We start from the raw sequence: 20,134 nt of genomic DNA, 5'->3' as shown, positions 1-20,134 counted from the left end.
TGTCAGTCTGTAGAGCGACCATAAGACCAGAACAGAGTAAATCTGTTAAGGCAGGTGCGGAACCCCGCAAGGGAAAGAAGCAGAAACCTAAATCGTGAGGTTTGGGAATCACCGTCCGTTTACGGCGGTGAGGATGTCAATTCTCCATGGCAATATTCATAACGTTCCTGAGAAGTTTCAGCGATCGCCCGATACGCTTCCAAAGTGACAGGGGTTTTGGTGACTGTCGCAATAGTCGGTTTTTCTTGAGCGATAATCATCTTTGTCTTTCTCCGATATTCTATTAATTAATTTTATGGTTATTTTTTAGGGATTGTGGGGAAGCGATCGCTTTTTATCAAAATAGAATAGAAAGAGCGATCGCCTTGTGAGCATCAGTTAATAAAACAATAAAATTCGGGGTCAGGTGCTTAGGTTTGCTAATTGTTCCTGAATATTAGCTTGAGTAGAGAGTTTTTCGGATTTTTCCCATAGATCCTTGAAGATACTTTTATCTGTCTCGACAACTCTTGTTTGATAGGAAATATAACCTGATTCTGTTTGACCATTCATAGTTCTTCTCGCTGTAAAAGAATTTCTGGGAACAGATAAGTTTTCGCTAATCAATAGGTTGGTATCATCCCAACAATAGCCTTCAACATCTTTGGCTTTTTCATGACAAATACAAGCAACTTCTATGCCAGAGTTAAGTTGTTCCTGAATCACTTGTAAATGCTTTGGAGTCGGAACTTCAGGAAGAATAAAGACTCGTTGAATAGAAATCCCCCTTTTGATTAGTTCTTCGTTAACTTCCCAGAATTTTTGACCAAGGGGATTATCCCACCAGATGCAATCTGTCATGGAGTGAATAGCCAAGATTCGAGATTGACTTTGAGGATCAATGTGTTTGAGTAGTTGAGCAACCTTTTCTAAACGGGATTCGCCGCTAATTTCAATGTTAATTTCAGGCATAATTGTGTTAGTCAAAATTGTGCCATCAAGAAGGGTTAGATTATTTTCATCTAATTTAACATCGGTCAAATTAGCTCCCGTTAGAGTAGCTTTGCTCAAATTGGCATGACTTAAATCGGCTCCTGTTAAATCAGCATTAGTTAAATTAACCCCCGAAAGATTAGCCTGACTGAAGTTACATCCCATCAATTTTGCATCGGAAAGATTGGCCTCACCATCCATTAAATTGACTTGGCTGAAATTCAGTCCATGAAAATCTCGTTCGCCAATTTTGTACAAATATGTCAATTCTTTTGTGCTATGAATATCGGGGTGATATTCATCAGGTGCATAAACGGCAATCATCGCTTTGACGTAGGCGAAAAAATAAGCCTTGAGAATATTTTCATGGGTGTGGATAGTAATCACTTCTTTACCATCATACTCAACCACCGCCTTGACAGTTGTGGCTCCTTGTTTACCCGGTGTCAAGTTAGCCACATAGATAGATTTAAGGTGATGTTTAATTTCAACTAAATGAGCTAGAGCCTCATCAAAAGCAGTAAAAAGTGCATCTACTGGACTTTTTTTAAAGGCCGATTCAGTGTAACGCTCTTGGGTTTTTGTATTACATAAGATAACTGTCGCAGAAGTTAAATTGTTGTTAGCACAGAGAATTTCAAAGTGCTCAATTTTCCAGCCTTGAAAAAGCAAAAGATTATCCTCAAAGAATAAGTTTTGTTGAGGCTCGTTTTCTAAAAGCTGATTGAGTTTTACTTTTTCATTTTCCATTGCCGCTTTACCGAGATTTTTGAGAGTTCTTTCGATAGATGCCGGCGAGGTATCTTCCCCTAAAAACTGTAAGAATAGGGAAGGGGAACCCACAAAAGGATACCCACTGGCAATGAATTCTCGATCTGCGATGGTGATAATACCCGCTCGGTTATATTTCTTGGCAATCTCAACTTGAATTGCCGTTTTTAAATTAACGTTGGGATATTTTTCTAGGTCAATTTCTTTCAAGTTAACTTGGCCGACGTTAATTTTACTCAGAAGTTCAATGATCAAACGATTGGCATATTCTTGAGATTTCAGATTTTTGATATTATGCCAAATTTCTATTAATCCCATTTCGCCGATGTAAGGATTAATTTTTCCCTCTAAAACAAGTCCCATAACCCTAGTAGCTTCACCGTTAAGAGTCGTTTGATTTCGTAATAAAAACTCTTCAATTAGATCAGCATCAATTAATACTTTCGGAGCTTGAGAATTGTTATCTTTTGATTGGAATACCTCTAAGTTATCCAGAAAAAAATCAATATTTATCCTAGGATGAGTAGTTACCTTATGCAGACTAAGCTTGATTTCGTACTGCACAAAATCATCGGATTCGTTTTCCAGATTATTTCTCAAATCCCAAAGTGTTTTAATCACTTGAGGATCAGGATATTCTCCTAATTTCCTTATGATTTCAGCACGGTGATCGCTGTCCTGTTTATTGTCTAGTTGAGCTAACAACCCATTAATAATGTCAGCACGGCAACTGGCGGATGTTGTTACCTCACACAATGACTCTGTGTTTTCCATTTTTAAATTAATCTCCTTGATTGGTGGTTTTCTCATCCGCACTAATTTTGTCTGACAGTAAAAGACTGCTCTGATTGAGAATTTTCAGCGTAGCGTGTTGGCAAAACTCTCACTGATTCATCGTCATTAATGTCAACACAATAGCCCTTTTTAAAGAGAATCCTTCTTAGAGAGGTAATTCCCACACGCTCACTGTCATCTAACTCAAGGTAAAGTTTAAGATTGGCTCCTAGATATCTGTTGAAATCTGAGTTTAGATTTTTGCCGCTACTATGATTGAACATTTCAGCCAGGTCATCCGCAGAGAAAAGACCTGTAGCCGCCAGATAGAAAATAATTTTGTATTTTTCAGACAGGGGTTCGATTTCTTCCAACAAAGCTTCTAGCTTGCGGATATCCAAACCACAGTTGCTTGCTTGCCTTTCGGCATCGGATAGTGATGGGGGAGTTGACAAGGTTCTCTTCATGGCTGTATTTTCGAGCTAGTTAGCATATTTTGAAATGGAGTACCAACAATTATTGTTTAATGATAGCAACAATTGTTGGTTTAGCTTTGCAACAATTGTTGGTTTAACTTTGCAATATTTGTTGGTTGAGATTCTTACAGTGCTTGGAAATATCCAAACCACAGTTTCTTGCCAGCTTTTGGGCATCATATATTGATGGGCTAGTTAGCATATTTTGAAATGGAGTACCAACAATTATTGTTTAATAATAGCAATATTTGTTGGTTTAACTTTGCAATATTTGTTGGCTTAACTTTGCAATATTTATTGGTTGATATCCTTACAGTAAGTGATTATATTATGGATAATATTAAAGAAGATAGAGCGATAGTAAGAAACAGTACAAAAAAGCTGGTCGAGTGTTGCCGCACTGCCCAGCTTGAATTAAGTAAACGTTCTGCCTACCGCTTCCCGTCTTGATTATCTCCACCCTGACGTTTTGCTAGTTCGTTGATGGTGTAGATAAAAACGTAGTCGTACGGATGTATTTTTCCCAGAGCTACGCCGTAAGCAAGCGAGCTTAACAGGATGACAGTGAGTAAGTTCTTCATATTGATTGACCTCCTGGCTTCTTGAGTCCACTACTAAGGTTTTAAGTCTCCTGGTGGGCTAATTGAGAGGGTTAATCCCGATGATGCGAAGCTAGGAGAGAGCCAGTATCCTCACGGGTTCTGGCTCTTTACTCATCATTATCATCCCCGCATCTTAGCCCATTTTAGTAGATTGAGTCAAGCTAATAATGTTAGGGATTCCTGACACGAGGAGCGAAACACTACTAGACAAAAACAAATCCATATTGCTGAAATGGAGGGGAATGTTATGTCGAATACAACTGTTAATCAAGCAATTATCAACTGTGTATATGTAAACCGCACAGAAAAAACAGCTATTCTCAAAATTGACTTTATGGGACAATGGCTAGAGCGAGTCGTTGAGGTGGGCCAAGATTTTTGTTTTAAAGCTCCTGAAGGGGGATACTTAGATATTTTTACCTATGAGATGGCTACGATGATGCTGGAAGATAGAATTCCGTGTCGAGAATTGGCGATATAAGGAAAGGATCGTCTGATTAAGGTCTTGCCAAAATTATTATTTCTTATTAGCTTAAAAATGCAGCAATTCTCATTTTGAAACGATTTTGCGCCGTTTCAGCGATCCCCAGATTTGTTGCGAATTGTAAACTCCTCTTGCTGTAAGGGTTTCAATGTCATGAAACCTTAAAATGAGAATTGCTGTTAAAAATGTTAGAATCTATGCAAAAAACACAATCTCCTTTAGCTTTGGCCTCTCCGTTGGCAGCTGCCATTAAACGAGGCGAAGAAGCGAAGAAACGGTTCCTATCTAAGCAAGGAGGAACCTTAACCAGCGCCGAGGTTTGTGGTGTTTTAGCCTGTAGTTCTTTGGAATTAGAAACTATGAGTCTCAATCATCGGGTCTTAGGTTTATCTGTCAACGAGGAATTAGTTTATCCCGCTTGGCAATTTATTGATGGCAAAGTTTTGTCCGGTTTAGACCAAGTGTTAGCCGTCCTAAAAGAAGATGGTGCTTGGACACAAATGCTCTTTCTGCTTACGGGTGATATTCGTTTAGAGGGAGCAACCCCGCTAGAAAAACTCCAAAAGGGAGAAATCGAGCCAGTGGTTTTGGCCGCTAAGTGCTACGGGAGTCATAGCGCAGCGTAATGGGTTTGCCTCCTTCTGTTTGTGGGTTAGTACGTTTGAGAATTAGTTCACCAATTTTATAAAAAATAATATCTCCTGCAAGAATCAAAAATCTTCAGTAGCAGACAAAAGATAAGAGATAAGGGACTTGCGTAGGAATAATATCCCAGCCAGAAAATCGCTCTGTAGAAGAACCAGACCAGCCAGATGGCACATTATCAAAGCGCAAGTCCCTAACACCTCGAAGGCTCTCCCCCTACTTAGGGTGATCAGCAAACCTGATCGATCGGAGGGCGCAAGCATTGCGCCCCTACAGTAACGGATTTTGTCCACAATGTAGGGGCGAACTGCGTTCGCCCAAAAGGTACATTATCAAAGCGCAAGTCCCTAACTATCCTATTCATAAAACCTAAAATTATGTCGAATTTATCCGGGGTTTTAGATATTTTCACCCGATAGCGGCTCGATAACTTACTTTTGCAGGAGATGACTGATCCTCTTGCCCTATTTTGGTAAAATCAACTATAATGGGGAGAAGTTAATCTTTGCCAAGCTTGAGCAGACTTAAACTAATCCCTCAGTGAGCAAGCAATTGAATCCTATGCTTAAAATTGCCCTTTTTGGAACCAGTGCCGATCCTCCTACTGCCGGTCATCAAGCCATACTAAAATGGTTATCGGAACAGTACGATATTGTTGCAGTTTGGGCTGCCGATAATCCCTTTAAAAATCATCAAACCAGTCTCGAACATCGTCTGAGGATGTTAAATTTGCTCATCCGGGATATTCAACCCCCAAGAGATAATATACAACTGCGACGAGAATTAAGCGATCGACGGAGCTTAATTAGTGTGGAAAAAGCGCAAGCAATTTGGGGAGAACAGGAGGAATATACCCTAGTCATTGGTTCTGATTTAGCTGGACAAATTAGGCACTGGTATCGCAGCCAAGAATTACTAGAAAAAGTCAAAATTCTCGTGATTCCTCGTCCAGGCTATCCTATTAACCAAGATGATATTGAACAACTGCAAACATTAGGGGGTGATTGTCTGATTGCCGATGTATTTGCTCCGGCTGTATCCTCAACAGATTATCGAGAAAAAGGCGATAAACAGGCTGTTCCTGCACCGATTAAAGATTATATCGAAGGTCAAAAACTTTACGCATGAAATCGCCAAATACCCTAGCTAATAAATCTCTAGCTGATTTTAAAGTGGGAGTTGATAACGTGATCTTTTCCGTTGATACCCAATTAAATCGGCTGCTGGTGCTTCTGATTAAACGACGGGAAGAACCCTTTAGTAATTACTGGAGTTTACCCAGGACTTTAGTGAGAAATGGGGAATCACTTGAAACGGCAGCCTATCGAATTTTAGCCGAGAAAATTAGCGTCAATAATCTCTATCTAGAACAGTTATATACTTTTGGCAGTCCAGAGGAAGATTCCCCAGCAGCGGCCGAGAGTTTTGGGAAACGTTATCTATCGGTGAGTTACTTCGCTTTAGTGCGGTTTGAGGAAGCAAAGTTAATCACTGAACAGGATCATAATATCACTTGGTATATGATTGATAAAGTGCCAAATTTAGCCTTTAATCACGGTCAAATTTTGGAATATGGCTGGCGAAGATTACGCAATAAAGTAGAATATAGTCCCGTCGCTTTTGAGGTTTTACCAGAATTATTTACTTTAAATGATCTTTATCAATTTTATGAGACAATTTTAGGTAAAAATTTTAGTGATTATTCTAACTTCAGAAATCGGCTATTGAAATTAGGATTTCTCAAGGATATGGGTTTAAAAGTCTCTCGTGGTGCCGGTCGTCCGGCTAGTTTATATCGCTTTGATGAAAAAGCTTTTGCTCCCTTTAAAGAGCAACCGTTAGTTTTTGTTTAAATAGGAAAAAATATGAGAATTGCTATCGCTCAATTAAATCCCATTGTTGGAGATATCGAAGGAAATGCCCAAAGAATTTTAGAGGCTGCTCAAACGGCATTTAATCAGGGAGCAGAATTACTTTTAACCCCGGAATTATCCCTCTGTGGTTATCCTCCCAGAGACTTGTTATTAAATCTGGGTTTTGTGGAGAAAATGTCTCAACAATTGCAATTATTGTCCCAACAATTACCAGAAAAGTTAGCTGTCTTAGTCGGTTTTGTCGAAAAAAATCCCTCGGCAACGGTCAGGGGAGAAAAGCCGTTATTTAATAGCATAGCTTTGTTAAAAAGTCAAGAGATTAAACAAATTTTTACTAAACGTTTATTGCCTACCTACGATGTTTTTGATGAGGATCGTTACTTTGCTTCTGGGAAAGAAAGTCAATATTTTCAACTAACAGAAAATAATGTAAAAATCGGTGTAACTATCTGTGAAGATGTTTGGAATGATGAACAATTTTGGGGTCAGCGTCAATACGCGGTTAATCCCATCGCCGATTTAGCTAATTTGGGAGTGGATTTAATCGTTAATCTTTCCGCTTCTCCCTACAGTGTCGGTAAGCAAAAATTGCGAGAATCTTTATTATCCCATAGTGCCACTAGATATAATTTACCGATAGTTTATGTCAATCAAGTGGGAGGAAATGATGATTTAATTTTTGATGGTGACAGCGTGGCTTTTAACCGACAAGGAGAAGTGATTTATCGCGCTCAGGCATTTACTTCTAGCCTAGAGTTGATCGAGTTTAATCAAGATTTGTTACCTGCGGTTATTCATCCTTTACCTGTCGATGAAGATGAGGAAATTTATCGAGCCTTAGTCTTAGGAGTACGAGATTATGTGCAGAAATGCGGTTTTAAACGGGTAATTTTCGGCTTGAGTGGTGGCATTGATTCCAGTTTAGTTGCCGCTATTGCCAGCGACGCATTGGGTAAAGAAAATGTTCTCGCTGTGATGATGCCTTCTCCCTATAGTTCCGACCATTCCATTAGCGATGCAGTGGCTTTAGTTAATAATTTAGGTATCAAAAGTGAGAAGTTAGCAATTAAAGAAATTATGACCGCTTATGATCAACTTTTAGAGCGGCTTTTCGCTGGTACTGATTTCGGTATTGCTGAAGAAAATCTTCAGTCACGCATTCGCGGTAATTTATTAATGGCTCTCTCTAATAAATTCGGTCATTTACTATTATCCACTGGCAATAAATCAGAAATGGCGGTGGGATATTGCACCCTTTACGGTGATATGAATGGTGGTTTAGCAGTGATTGCTGATGTGCCGAAAACGAGGGTTTATTCCCTCTGTCGCTGGTTAAATCGGCACGGGGAAATTATTCCCCTTAATGTGATTAATAAAGCTCCTAGTGCTGAATTAAAACCCAATCAGAAGGATCAAGATTCTTTACCTCCCTACGAGATTTTAGATGCTATTTTAGCACTATTAATCGATCGCCATCAATCCGCCGAACAAATTATCGCCGCCGGCTTTGAGCCTGAAATTGTGCAGAAAGTGATTAAATTGGTTAAAAATGCCGAATTTAAGCGCAAACAAGCCCCCCCGGGCCTAAAAATTAGCGATCGCGCTTTTGGCACTGGTTGGCGAATGCCTATCGCTAGTCGTTGGGGTTAGGGGGGTTATCAGTTATCAGTTATCAGTTATCAGTTATCAGTTATTAGTTATTAGTTATTAGTTATTAGTTATTAGTTAAGTATCTAAGCAAAATTAATTACACATTTCGATAAAGCTTTTGCCTTTTGCCTCCTGCCTTTTGCCTATCCTAACCAATAAATTAATTTTGCACAACTACTTATAAGATGTGAGTTATCAGTTATCATTGATTAGTGATTGGTCACTGATTACTGATTACTGTTTACTGATTACTGTTCACTGAAAGGGGTATTCGTGAGAGAGGAAGGGTAAAGGGATTAATTCTCCTGTTGCCTCGCCGATTTGTACTTTTAAACCCTCTCCTCCCGCTTTTGTTTTCACATAACCCAAGCCAAAATCCTCCAGCACACTGGTGAGTAAACCGACTTTTTGCGCTTCTAAAATAATCGGGGTATTGCTGGGGACGGGTTGGCTGAGTTTTATGCCCCAAAGTCTTTGTTTTACGCCTTTATAGGTGTTGAGACGGGCGATAGTTTCTTGACCAATATAACAGCCCTTATCAAAGACGATCGCTCGCCATAAACCGGCCTCTAAAGGGTTATAGTCTTCGGTTAATTCTCGATCGACTGCCGGTCGGCCCTGATGGATTCTCAGGTATTCCCACACCTGCTCATCTGCGGGAGTAACGCCATTTTTAATTAAATTTTCCCAGAGGAGACCGGCTTCGGCGGCGGCAACGATTAAAGTATATCCGGGCAGATCTAAGCCGGTACCGACGGCCACTCTCAGAGGGGGGTCAGAAAGGAGATAATGACTATGCTGCACCCCCGTTAAAATCTGCTCTGGAATGGCGATTTTTTGCAGGTATTGCCCGCTTTCAGTACCAATTAGGGTGACAATGGCAAAATTATCGGTTAAGTCGCTAATTTCCACTTTATCGAAGGGGAAAATATAGCGATCGATCAATTCCAGTAAAAATTGACGACGTTGGGGAGAAACGAGGATGAGGAGGGAGTCATCGCCAGAGTAAACTGTGACAAAATCGAGAGTACGACCGGTAGAGTTAAGGAAAATTGTCTCACAACCCTGACCCGGTTTCAGGCGATCAATCGCGTTACTGGTTTGATTGTGGAGAAAACGCAGTCGATCCTGGCCTTTTAATTCTAATAAACCCCAATCGGAGCGATCGATTAAAATTGTTTGGGATGCTAAATTTTGGGGATCATTGCTGTAATCTTTGAGAAAACTAGCGGCATACTCTGCCTTGATCGTTTCTAAATCTGCTTTCATGGAGGTAAATTAGCGAATAATCGGTTAATAATGCGCTCGGTTTTCGTTTCCAAACTCTGCCAATCTAGTTCACCGGTGGGGTCGAGGAGACTGGTATCGATGGTGACGCTCTCTCCCTCATCGGTGGGATAATCGAGAAAACAGACTTGAAAACAAAGTTCCCAAATATTTACAGTAACGGAGCGATCGAGATAAGTCAAACAGAGCAGATAACTGGGATAGGGATCTTGAATTTCTGTATAAGTTCCTTTCCAGAGGGAATTTTCTAACTGTTTACGCAGATTATCCAGCACCCGAATAAATGCCGGCTGCATTAATAATTGTGCCTGTTCCCAAGCGATAATATCTTTAAATTTTGGATTCATCTTATCAGTTATCAGTTATCAGTTATCAGTAAACAGTAAACTGATAACTGATAACTGATTTAGGCTGTTACGAGGGTTGCTTCCTTAGCTGCCATCATTTTCATCAGGTCTAACATCCGGCAGGAGTAACCCCATTCGTTATCGTACCAAGAGACGACCTTAAAGAAATTAGCATTAAGTTGAATGCCAGCTTTAGCATCAAAGATACTGGAACGGGGGTCAGTGATAAAGTCACTCGATACCACTTCCTCATCGGTATAACCGAGGATACCTTTCATCGGACCTTCGCTGGCGGCTTTCATAGCGGCGCAGATTTCCTCGTAACTGGTGGCTTTTTCGGTTTTAAAGGTTAAATCCACCGCCGAAACGTTGGGAGTTGGTACACGGAAGGCCATACCGGTTAATTTGCCTTTTAGGGAAGGAATAACTAGGGTTACTGCTTTGGCTGCCCCCGTGGAGGAGGGGATAATATTTTGACCAGCGCCGCGACCACCGCGCCAATCTTTTTTCGATGGACCATCCACGGTGGGTTGAGTGGCGGTCATCGAGTGTACCGTGGTCATTAATCCTTCCGCCAGTCCGAAGTTATCGTTAATAACTTTGGTGATCGGGGCTAAACAATTGGTGGTACAACTAGCGTTAGAGACGATCAGATCCTTAGCGGGATCGTACTCATTGTCGTTAACGCCCAGTACAATAGTACGAATCTTGTCGGGATCTTTGGTGGGTGCGGAGATAACTACCCGTTTGGCCCCGGCTTCTAGGTGTTTTCCTGCTCCTTCGGCGGTGGTAAATAAACCGGTGGACTCGACCACATAATCGGCCCCGGTTGCACCCCAGGGCAGTTGAGCAGGGTCTTTAATCGAGTAACAGGGGATAAACTTACCATCCACGACGATGCCATCTTCTTTCGCTTCTACCGTACCCTGAAAACGTCCGTGGGTGGAGTCGTATTTGAGCAGATAGGCAATATTATCGGAGGGAACCAGATCATTTATACCAACAAACTCGAAATCAGGATTTTGGATACCCGCCCTAAAAACGAGGCGACCGATACGACCGAATCCGTTGATGGCGACTCTTACTTTTGTCATGAAAAAAACTCCTTTGCAGCTGCGATAAGCTTAGGCACGATCAAGAAAAAATAATTTGAGAATTGATTAGCCTGTAGAGAATCACTATATATGCTAATCAGCTTTTGTTGATCGCTAGATGAAGTATAGAAAGATTTTAAGTTTCAGTCCTTCCAAGATAAAAAATCATCAATTTGCTATCCTACTCATCCCTACCACCGGCATCGAGAAAACCTGATTAGGCTCTTCCCGACAAACGAGAACGCAATTTTATAGCCTTTTAGGACAAGCTGACATTAAAAAATAATTAAAAGTTTTTTGAGAATTATTGCTCCCTAAGTTAAGAAGATATTAATTTTCCTTTAAAAGCTATTTAAAAACCCCGCCCGACTGACATAAATTCCCCTGGCCGGATTGGCAAAATATAGCTTATTTTAATAGTTTTTTACGCTCCGAAAGGTTAGACTCTTGATTACAGTTTGAAAACTGACCGAGGGTTAACCCTCTCGATAATCTGGAGAAATTGTCTATCAACTCTCTTAATCTCATCCTTCATAGATATCGGAGAAATATTCATGGTATCCGCACCAGAAAGACCCTTAACAGAGCAAAATCCCCTTTCTCAAGACGAACTCTATAAAACCCATGCCTATTGGCGCGCTTGTAACTATTTAGCTGTAGGTATGATTTATCTGCGCGATAATCCCCTGCTCAAAGAACATCTTAAACCCGAACACGTTAAGTATCGCTTACTTGGTCACTGGGGAGCGAGTCCGGCCTTAAGTTTTACCTACGTTCACCTCAACCGTTTAATCAAAAAATACGACCTCGATATGATTTTTATGGCCGGTCCCGGCCATGGGGCGCCGGGGGTACTCGGTCCGGTTTATCTAGAAGGAACCTATTCGGAAATTTACCCCGATAAAAGTGAAGACGAGGAAGGATTACAAAAATTCTTTAAACAATTTTCTTTTCCCGGTCACATCGGTAGTCACGTCACCCCCGAAACCCCCGGTTCTATCCATGAGGGCGGCGAACTGGGTTATAGTGTTTCCCATGCCTACGGTTCTGTTTTTGACAATCCCGACCTAATTACGGCCGTGGTGGTGGGTGATGGGGAAGCAGAAACCGGCCCCCTTGCCACCGCATGGCACTCGAATAAATTCCTTAACCCGATTCGCGATGGTGCGGTACTGCCAATTTTAAACTTAAACGGTTATAAAATCGCTAATCCCACCATTCTCTCCCGTATTTCGACCCACGAGTTAGAAAGTCTCTTTGTCGGTTACGGTTACACTCCCTACATCGTCGAATGTAAGGAGGATGAAGACCTCATGCACTGCCATCAAAAAATGGCCGCTACCCTAGAACACTGTATCAATCAGATTCGCTCCTATCAACAGGAAGCTCGCAGCACAGGAGTGGCTAAACGTTACCCCTGGCCGATGATTATCCTCCGGTCTCCCAAGGGTTGGACAGGTCCAAAAAAGGTTGATGGTCATAAAGTAGAAGGATTCTGGCGCGCTCACCAAGTCCCCATGGGTGCCATGCACGAAAACCCGGACCACTTGAGAAAATTAGAGGAGTGGATGAAAAGCTATAACCCGGAGGAATTATTTGACTATGCCACGGGTCAATTTAAGCCGGAATTTAAAGAACTCGCTCCTATTGGTCATCGTCGCATGAGTGCTAATCCGCACGCTAATGGCGGATTGCTGCGTAAAGACCTAAAAATGCCCGATTTTCGTCAATATGCCGTAGATGTCACCCACCCGGGCCAAGTGGAAGCGGAAAACACGGGAGTGATGGGGGTATTTTTGCGGGATGTAATGCGAAATAATATGACTAATTTTCGCGTTTTTGGTCCCGATGAAACTGCTTCTAATCGTTTAGCGGCTCTCTATGAAGTGACTAAAAAAGCTTGGTTAGCTGATACCTATCCGGAGGATTTAGATGGTAGCCAATTATCTGCCGATGGTCGGGTGATGGAGATGCTGAGTGAACATACTTTAGTCGGTTGGTTAGAGGGTTATTTATTATCCGGTCGTCACGGTTTATTTCACTCCTACGAGGCTTTTGCTCACGTTATCGATTCCATGTTCAACCAACACGCTAAATGGCTCGATATCTGCAAAAATCATGTGCCTTGGCGTGCTTCTGTTTCCTCTTGGAATCTGTTATTATCCTCGGTGGTTTGGCGGCAGGATCACAATGGTTTTAGTCACCAAGACCCCGGTTTTATCGATTTAGTAACCAATAAAAGTGCCGACGTGGTGCGGGTTTATCTTCCCCCCGATGGGAATTGTTTATTAAGTGTGACTAATCACTGCCTCAAGAGCAAGGATTACACTAATATTATCGTTGCTGATAAACAGAAACACCTGCAATACTTGACCATTGAAGAAGCAATTAAACACTGCACTAAAGGTATCGGTATTTGGGATTGGGCCAGTAACGATGATGATGGAACTAATCCCGATGAACCGGATGTGATTATGGCTTGCTGTGGGGATATTATCACTAAAGAATCTTTAGCAGCAACGGCAATTCTACGGGAGGAATTCCCTTACTTAAAAGTTCGCTTTATCAATGTGGTTGATCTGTTTAAATTACAGTCGGAAAGTGAACACCCCCATGGTTTATCGGAACGGGATTTTGATAGTTTATTTACCACTGATAAGCCAATTATCTTTAATTTCCACGGTTATCCTTGGCTGATTCATAAACTTACCTACCGTCGCAGTAATCAGGAACGTATTCATGTGCGTGGTTACAAAGAAGAAGGGAATATTAATACTCCCCTAGAATTAGCGATTCGTAACCAAGTTGATCGTTTTCATCTAGTAATTGATGTGATTGATCGCGTGCCAAAATTAGGTTCTGCTGCCGGTCATGTGAAAGAACGGATGAAAAATGCCATTATCGATAATCTCGATTATGCTTTTACCAATGGCATCGATAAGGACGAGATTACTAACTGGAAATGGCCCTATTAATTAGGCTAGAAAGTGGTTTAGGTGATGATAATTTATTAGTTTATCGATAAATTTCATCTTCCTATTCCACCTAAATAAAATATTATTTGAGTTTAATTATGGTGCAATTAATAGAGTTTGTATATAGCGGTTTTCACAGAAGTGAGTCCCGATTGAAACACTGAAATGCCTATCTATCAAGGGATTTACCATAGCAGTTCAGTTTGAGATGTCAATGCGGAGAATGAGTAAGTCTAACTCATACCAATTCTCCAAAATCTGACTAAAAAAATTTTCATCCCCCCAGCATCTCCATCCCTGTTAAAAAAAAGGGAAAAAGGGGGACTTAAATTCGATGATTTGATCTGTAATTTCTCTGGGCAAAAATTGCTATTAACTACCCGGAGGGGGAATTACAGGAATTTCGATACCGTCCGGCGCTAAGGGGGGAGGTGTGGGGGTTAGTTCTGGCTGGTCAACAGGTTCAGGTGTACTAACTAAGGGGAGATTGTCCACCACGGGAAGACGGGGAGTAATGGGTTGCGAAAACATTGCTTGAATTGCCGCTTTTCTGGTTTCTGGAGGTTCCAAAGCTTGCTGCCAGAGACTTTCATAAAAGAAGAAAATCACCCCTAAACCCCGTTGACGAGCAGCCAATACCTTTTCTTCAATCAAGGGTAGGGCAATCGGTCGATTGCGTAAACCGGTTAAAACCCCCACACCGGTGGGGATAGTTTGCTGGGTTTCTTGAATTTCGGGACGCTCTAATTGTTTGAGAAAACTGGGCAGATCGGGACGATAAACCTGTACGATTAACTCATCGACTAATCCTTGCCGCACCCAAGCGAGCCAATCCTGTAAATGACCATTATAGGCGAATTCGTAGGGATTAGGGGCGATCGAAAGCAGTATATTCGGTTTAACTGCCTGAATTGATTCTTTGAGATTAGCCAGAAAAGCGGTGATTTTATCGGCCCGCCATTTTGTCCATTCGGGATCCCGGGGGTTAGCCGGAGGTGTTTTTTCCGTTTCCTGTTGATAAAGAGCGATAGTATAGGGATCATAGCCGAATTCATTCGGTAAACTCAGATGATCGTCGAATTGGATGCCGTTAATATCGTATTGTCCCACCACTTCCAAGACTAACTCCCGCAGAAAATTCTGCACCTCGGGACGGAAAGGATTCAACCACACCACCTCACCGGCTGCCCCCACCCAAGTGGTCCCCCCGTCGCGTTTTTGAGTTAACCAGTTCTGATGTTTTAAGGCTAATTCTGAGGTGGGAGGGGCCATAAATCCGAATTCAAACCAAGGAATGACCAATAATCCCCTGCCACGGGTTTGTTCCACCAATTCTGCCAAGATATCTTGTCCCTGCGCTCCCGTAGGCACAAAAGGCTGTATTCCTTCCCGTTTCGCGATCGCGCTAGGATAGAGAGCATAACCGGAATTCCAGACCACGGGATAGATAGCATTAAAATTAAGATTAACTAATTGCTCGATCGCCTGTTGTCGTTTATCCCTGTCCATCAGCATCGCAGTATCGTTGGTGGTAATCCAAACACCGCGAATATCGGTATCCCGACTTTGAGAGAAAGCGGTAGAAAAATAGCCTAAGAATACGACTATCAGAAAAGATGCTAAGAATAGTAGTATAGGGAACTTTTTAAGAATTTGCCGCCAAACGCTAGTCGGAATTAGAAAAGTCATTTCTTTAGGGTGAAGATTAACGGTTTTAACTGGTTATAATAACAGCTTTGCTCAACTCTTTGAGGCTAGATTGACCCAAAATATATATTTACCTATTTCTTCACTCGCGACAATTGGCCTTGAGGATAGAAATAATCAAGACGAATATCGAATTGATCTAAGGCCACTAATAACCTATTGGAAGGACGAAAAAGAAATAAGTTGGCCTGGGGAATTTCTAGGACTTCTTTTAACTTATCGGTATCGGGGTTAGTGGTAGTCAGGAAGTATTGTACATCAGCATTAAGACGATAATTAAGGGAAAGCAAATCACCTAAGTTAGTCCAGTCATTACCTTCGTCGCTGATAATAATGGCATTGGGTACAGCATTAATTTTTCTGGCAACTTCGCCATTCCAATAACTAGGAACTTTTGCCCAACTGGTTTCGGAAAGAGCATTATTAAAGTTCGATATTATACTAGCAGTTAACAAAAAAGTCAAGATAATTTTACCTGAAAATTTACCTTGATTAAGCAATTGTGACAAGAAAAAAGCCACAGTTATATAGATAGTGGGAAAGGAGGCAATTAGATAACGGGTGACAGTTGATCTAGTGGTGGTCAAAATTAGATCGGGAATGACTAAAGCTAGGAAAGGTACTAGGGTTGAGGTAATCAGAAAAGTAAAAACTATCGGGTTATTGTAGCGATAAACTCGCTCAAAAGCATAGATAATTAAGATTAAAAAAATCAGTCTATATATATAGGTGAAGATGTTATTAAAACCAAAATCGCTATCGCTAAATAGAGAAGTAAAAGTTAAGAGCCATAATTTACCGAACAATCCCCAATCGAGATAGTTAACGGCAGCCCAACTGGTGGAGTTAAAGGCTCTTTGAGAGTTAGTTAAAAAAACCTGTAACCAGGGTATATATAAAATTATCATTGTTAACCCAGATAACAGGAAAAATATCAAGTTATTTTTTCGCTCTGGTTTCATAACAAGATACCAAATTATCAAGGTTGCTTGAGCAAATAAGTTGAGAATAAAAAAGAGATGGGTGTAGAGTCCGAGAGTATTAGATAAGGTGTATAAAGACCAATTAACAAGAGTTCTTTTTTTGAGGCATTTTAACAGCATTAATTGACTGATTATCGTTAACAAAACTAAAAGACTATACTGACGGGACATTTGAGCAAATATTATATCAACTGGGGACAGTGCCAATAAAATTACCGCTAAAATTGCCGTTAACTTTGATGTAAATAATTCTAGGGATAGATAGTAAATAAATGGCAGGGAGAGAAGACTAAAAACAATCGCTAAACTGCGGGAAGAAACGGGAGAAAAACCGAATATTTTTTCCCAATAGCGAGAGATCATAAAGTATAAAGGTGGGTGTTGAGGGTCTTCTTTAGCGAGAGATTGAATCGTATCAAAAACATTACTTTCTGGTTTCAGTTGTTGAAATTTTCCTAATTCTGTGGTAGATAAAAGACGGTTTTGAAAAATAGTATCAGCGATTTCCTTTGCTTGATAACCAGTGGTTCTAATGGTGGTGTAGGATTCATCATGCCAATAGATTTTTTTATCGATATTTGCGAAACGAAAAACCACACCGAGAGTTAGGATAATTGCCAAAAGTATTAAGAGCCAATTGGGAGTTTTATAATTAATATTTGCTTTCATTTTAATAATTAGAGCGACTTTGTTTAAGATTGAGAAACTTGGTAAATTCTGGTTGAAAAAGTAGCTTAATTGTGCCGGTGGGACCGTTACGGTGTTTAGTAATAATTACTTCGGCCACACCTCGATCGGGACTATCGGGGTTATAATATTCATCTCGGTATAACATCATAATTAAATCCGCATCCTGTTCGATACTATTATGGACGATGATATTATTGGCAATAAAGTTATGCAATTTATCTACTGTTAAATCATACACTTCTGTCTCTCCATCCGCTTGAATTGCCATAACTTCATCCCAATTAAAAGTTAGGTCTGAATTACTCAGAGAGCGAGGTAAAGCGATATAATTACCAATATTTAATTCATCTAATCTTTGCCAACCGTGGACAGTCAAAAACTTATGATTGGCTGTAGCTCTAATCGTGCGACCTAAACGAGTTGTTAATCGAAAAACTGGCTTAAATCCTGTGGAAAAGACCTTAGTTACCAGTGCTTTTTCTAATTTCATTGTTTCCTCATTAAGAGCAAAAACCGTAAAATTAGAGCAATTCACTAACTCACAAATTGGCACTTTAGCACGAGGATCGGCTAACTCAACTAAACTATCACCCGCTAAACATCCCGACTCGCGTAAATCGGACATCATCGGTCTTTTATTATTGCGAGATTCCACAGCGCGACTTAACTGAGAAAGAGCAATTACTGGAGCATGAATTTCTCTGGCTAAACCCTTAAGACTGCGGGTAATTTTAGAAATTTCCTGAACGCGATTATCACCTCCACCTTCCATTAATTGCAGATAATCGATTAGAACTAATCCCATTTGTCCTTTTTTTTCTGCCTGTAAACGCCGCACTTGGGAACGCATTTGAATCACACTTAAATTGGCACTGTCATCGATATATATGGGCAAATTTAATAACTTTTCTAGTCCCCCAAGAACCTTCTCTAAATCATTTTGTCCCAAACGGCCCGATCGAATCCGATTACTTTCGATTTTAGCCTCATTCGATAACAAACGTTGGGCTAATTGTTCCTTAGACATCTCCAAACTAAAGACAGCCACGGGTAAATTCTGTTGAGCGATATTATAGGCAATATTAAGAGCAAAAGAAGTTTTTCCCATGGAAGGCCTACCCGCGATAATAACTAAATCCGAGGGTTGTAAACCACTGGTCATCGCATCGAGATCATAAAATTGAGTTTCGATACCGGGTAGAGTGGTGGTCTCCTGCATCTTCTCAATTTCGTTAAAAGTTTCGATTAAAGTATCCCCCAGAAAAATTAAACCCTCCTGGGGTCGTTTTTGGGTGAGACGAAAAATCTTTTGTTCCGATTCATCGAAAACATTTTCTAATTCTAGCGTCGTATCCCTGGCTAACTCAATAATTTCTCCCCCGGTGGAAATTAACTGACGACGCATATATTTATCCATCACTAATTCAGCATAGCGATCGATGTTGGCAGCCGAGACAGTGCGCTCAATTAATTGTAACAATCGCGGCATTCCCCCGATTCCTTCCAGCAGATGATTATCCTGTAACCAACTGCTAACCGTCATTAAATCCGTCGGTTTTCCCTTCCCTTGTAAAGCAAGCGCCGCACGATAAATATCTTGATGGGTTTTTACATAGAAAGCTTCTGGAATTAAAAAATCACTGATTCTACCTAACGCTTTTGGATCTAGTAAAATACCACCTAAGATAGATTCTTCCGCTTCAATATTTTGGGGGGGGAGGGATTGATCGCTAATCATTGTCAATGCTGACTGTGCTTTATCATTAATTATAGTCATTCACCCTAATTAAATACAAATGTTCAGGTTAATGATAGGATTCAGTATTCAGGAGACAGTATTCAGTATTCAGGAGTCAGGAGATTGTTTTTATTTATTCTCCCCACATCCCCACATCCCCACACCCCACACCCCACACCCCACACCCCTTTTAAACAGGATTTAGTATGACTTTAATTGACTCCTCGGCGCTCTCCCCGGCCGTCTATTTTATTGGTGCGGGCCCTGGAGATCCAGAATTATTGACGGTAAAAGCCTATAAAATTCTCCAAAAAGCCGATGTTATCGTCTTTGCTGATTCCCTCGTCCCCAAACAGATTCTTGAGGACACTCCTAAAGATGCCGAGTTAATTCCCACCAGTAGCATCACCCTAGAGGAAATTATCCCTTTAATGATCGATCGCGTGCGTCGGGGTTTAGCGGTGGTGCGACTGCAATCGGGGGATTTAAGTCTCTATAGTGCCATCCAAGAACAAATTGAGCTTTTGACAGCAGCAGATATACCCTTTCAGCTAATCCCCGGAATTAGTGCCTTTCAAGGATTAGCGGCTAAATTGGCCCTAGAATTAACGATTCCGGAATTAGTCCAGACAATTATTCTAACCCGGGTGGAAGGAAAAGCCTCTCCCATGCCAGAAAGTGAAGAATTAGCCTCTTTAGCCGCTCATAAAGCCAGTTTATGCCTATATTTAGCCGCCCGTCATGTTGACAAAGCCCAGGAAAAACTCCTAAGATACTATCCGGCAGAGCAACAGGTGGCCGTTTGTTTCCGTCTCGGTTGGCCCGACGAAAAAATCTGGGTTGTCCCTCTGTCAGAGATGGCCAAACTAACCCATCGGGAAAATTTAACTAGAACTACCCTTTATCTCATTAGTCCCGCTTTAAACCAGATTACAGGAACTCGATCGCAACTTTATCACCCGCAACATTCCCATCTTTTCCGTCCTCATCCTTAAGTATTTTCTGGGGAATCTATCGAAAGAAACACTGGGTTTCTACCTAAAGATAGATTTAAAGAGCGGCGAT

15 protein-coding genes and 1 pseudogene are annotated in these 20,134 nt (G+C 41.0%); 7 read left to right on the top strand and 9 right to left on the bottom strand.

Annotated features, from left to right (window positions below; all coding sequences use genetic code 11):
* Positions 1–125: 125 nt before the first annotated feature.
* The 3 genes and pseudogenes from O9323_RS15000 to O9323_RS14990 all read right to left on the bottom strand — a co-directional run.
* Positions 126–260: pseudogene (locus tag O9323_RS15000) on the bottom strand (Uma2 family endonuclease); the annotation flags it as partial.
* A 142-nt stretch (positions 261–402) separates the two neighbouring features.
* On the bottom strand, positions 403–2,517 hold the full coding sequence (locus O9323_RS14995; protein WP_288125361.1) for a pentapeptide repeat-containing protein: 2,115 nt from the start codon (positions 2,515–2,517) through the stop codon (positions 403–405).
* A gap of 41 nt (positions 2,518–2,558) precedes the next feature.
* Positions 2,559–2,984, bottom strand: a complete 426-nt coding sequence (locus O9323_RS14990; RefSeq protein WP_288125360.1) for a hypothetical protein — start codon at positions 2,982–2,984, stop codon at positions 2,559–2,561.
* Between the two features lie 858 nt (positions 2,985–3,842).
* Between O9323_RS14990 and O9323_RS14985 the strand changes: the two genes are divergently transcribed.
* The 5 genes from O9323_RS14985 to O9323_RS14965 all read left to right on the top strand — a co-directional run bounded on the left by O9323_RS14985 (position 3,843) and on the right by O9323_RS14965 (position 8,248).
* Positions 3,843–4,076 carry a DUF1830 domain-containing protein gene (locus tag O9323_RS14985; protein ID WP_002776540.1) on the top strand — a complete coding sequence of 78 codons (234 nt, stop codon included), beginning with the start codon at positions 3,843–3,845 and terminating at the stop codon, positions 4,074–4,076.
* Between the two features lie 188 nt (positions 4,077–4,264).
* Positions 4,265–4,705: a hypothetical protein gene (locus O9323_RS14980; protein WP_288125359.1), complete on the top strand. Its 441-nt coding sequence runs from the start codon at positions 4,265–4,267 to the stop codon at positions 4,703–4,705.
* Positions 4,706–5,285: 580 nt separating this feature from the next.
* A complete protein-coding gene (locus O9323_RS14975; protein ID WP_002743664.1) occupies positions 5,286–5,852 on the top strand; it encodes a nicotinate-nucleotide adenylyltransferase in 567 nt (188 codons plus the stop codon).
* Entirely contained in the window at positions 5,849–6,577 is a 729-nt protein-coding gene (locus O9323_RS14970; protein WP_002750150.1) for an NUDIX hydrolase, read from the top strand. Before O9323_RS14975 ends, O9323_RS14970 begins: the two co-directional genes overlap by 4 nt.
* Positions 6,578–6,589: 12 nt before the next feature.
* Positions 6,590–8,248, top strand: a complete 1,659-nt coding sequence (locus O9323_RS14965) for an NAD+ synthase (protein WP_149107086.1) — start codon at positions 6,590–6,592, stop codon at positions 8,246–8,248.
* 255 nt (positions 8,249–8,503) lie between these two features.
* Here the strand turns inward: O9323_RS14965 and ygfZ are convergent, their stop codons facing one another.
* The 3 genes from ygfZ to gap are packed head-to-tail and all read right to left on the bottom strand — an operon-like array spanning position 8,504 to position 10,976.
* Entirely contained in the window at positions 8,504–9,517 is a 1,014-nt protein-coding gene (gene ygfZ / locus O9323_RS14960; RefSeq protein ID WP_288125358.1) for a CAF17-like 4Fe-4S cluster assembly/insertion protein YgfZ, read from the bottom strand.
* On the bottom strand, positions 9,514–9,882 hold the full coding sequence (locus O9323_RS14955; RefSeq protein WP_002776549.1) for a hypothetical protein: 369 nt from the start codon (positions 9,880–9,882) through the stop codon (positions 9,514–9,516). Before O9323_RS14955 ends, ygfZ begins: the two co-directional genes overlap by 4 nt.
* Before the next feature lie 59 nt (positions 9,883–9,941).
* On the bottom strand, positions 9,942–10,976 hold the full coding sequence (gap, locus tag O9323_RS14950) for a type I glyceraldehyde-3-phosphate dehydrogenase (RefSeq protein WP_002739710.1): 1,035 nt from the start codon (positions 10,974–10,976) through the stop codon (positions 9,942–9,944).
* Between the two features lie 554 nt (positions 10,977–11,530).
* Here gap and O9323_RS14945 point away from each other — a divergent pair.
* Complete coding sequence (locus O9323_RS14945; RefSeq protein ID WP_002739607.1) at positions 11,531–13,951, top strand: phosphoketolase family protein; 2,421 nt, start codon at positions 11,531–11,533, stop codon at positions 13,949–13,951.
* Positions 13,952–14,323: 372 nt separating this feature from the next.
* Here O9323_RS14945 and O9323_RS14940 read toward each other — a convergent pair whose 3' ends face one another.
* The 3 genes from O9323_RS14940 to dnaB form a co-directional block, all read right to left on the bottom strand.
* Positions 14,324–15,640 carry a family 10 glycosylhydrolase gene (locus O9323_RS14940; protein WP_288125357.1) on the bottom strand — a complete coding sequence of 439 codons (1,317 nt, stop codon included), beginning with the start codon at positions 15,638–15,640 and terminating at the stop codon, positions 14,324–14,326.
* A gap of 92 nt (positions 15,641–15,732) precedes the next feature.
* Positions 15,733–17,310 carry a glycosyltransferase family 39 protein gene (locus O9323_RS14935; RefSeq protein WP_002776552.1) on the bottom strand — a complete coding sequence of 526 codons (1,578 nt, stop codon included), beginning with the start codon at positions 17,308–17,310 and terminating at the stop codon, positions 15,733–15,735.
* A 1-nt stretch (position 17,311) separates the two neighbouring features.
* The gene (gene dnaB, locus O9323_RS14930) at positions 17,312–19,069 is read right to left on the bottom strand and encodes a replicative DNA helicase (RefSeq protein WP_043997371.1); all 1,758 of its coding nucleotides are present in this window, start codon (positions 19,067–19,069) and stop codon (positions 17,312–17,314) included.
* Between the two features lie 206 nt (positions 19,070–19,275).
* Here dnaB and cobM point away from each other — a divergent pair, with 206 nt between their 5' ends.
* A complete protein-coding gene (gene cobM / locus O9323_RS14925; RefSeq protein WP_002750163.1) occupies positions 19,276–20,064 on the top strand; it encodes a precorrin-4 C(11)-methyltransferase in 789 nt (262 codons plus the stop codon).
* The last annotated feature ends 70 nt before the right edge of the window (positions 20,065–20,134 follow it).

This window comes from Microcystis sp. LE19-131.1A (assembly GCF_027532015.1).
Taxonomy (GTDB): domain Bacteria; phylum Cyanobacteriota; class Cyanobacteriia; order Cyanobacteriales; family Microcystaceae; genus Microcystis; species Microcystis ichthyoblabe_A.
The sequence above is the reverse complement of the archived record's forward strand: the minus strand, read 5'-3'. Positions and strand labels throughout refer to the sequence as shown.